This is a genomic window from Candidatus Hydrogenedentota bacterium (assembly GCA_016791475.1).
In the GTDB taxonomy this organism is placed as follows: Bacteria; Hydrogenedentota; Hydrogenedentia; order Hydrogenedentales; family JAEUWI01; genus JAEUWI01.
In genome coordinates, this window is sequence record JAEUWI010000525.1 from 1 (window position 1) to 502 (window position 502).

General features: G+C 61.2%; 1 protein-coding gene. It reads left to right on the forward strand.

Annotated elements, in window-relative coordinates; translation table 11 throughout:
• Window positions 1-18 precede the first annotated feature (18 nt).
• Window positions 19-502, forward strand: a 484-nt coding sequence (locus JNK74_30610) for a protein kinase (protein MBL7650519.1), incomplete at its 3' end; no start/stop codon positions are given.

Below are 502 nucleotides of genomic sequence, written 5' to 3' on the forward strand. Positions count from 1 at the left end.
TCCTACCGGGAAGGCGGCTTGCTGAGCAATCCCGGTGTCGAAGAAACGCCGGGCCGCTACACACTCCACGGCGAATATGCGCGGGGCGGCGTAGGCCGCGTACTACTGGTCCACGATGAACATCTCGGCCGCGATGTTGCGCTGAAAGAATTGCTGCCTTTGCCCGCCGAAGCTGCCGACTCGCCGACGCCGATTCGTATCAGCATGTCCAAGCTTGCGCGTTTCCTGCAGGAAGCGCGCATCACCGGCCAGCTTGAGCACCCTTCTATTGTGCCCGTATACGAACTTGGGCGACGTCGCGACGGCTCGCTGTATTACACGATGAAGCTGGTGCGCGGTAAGACGCTGTCGCATGTACTGCGGGACAGTCCGGCAATTGTCGATCGGCTCTCGATGCTTCCCCATTTCCTCGATCTGTGCCACGCGATCGCGTACGCACACTCGCGCGGCGTGCTGCATCGCGACATCAAACCGAGCAACGTGATGATCGGCGAATTCGGGG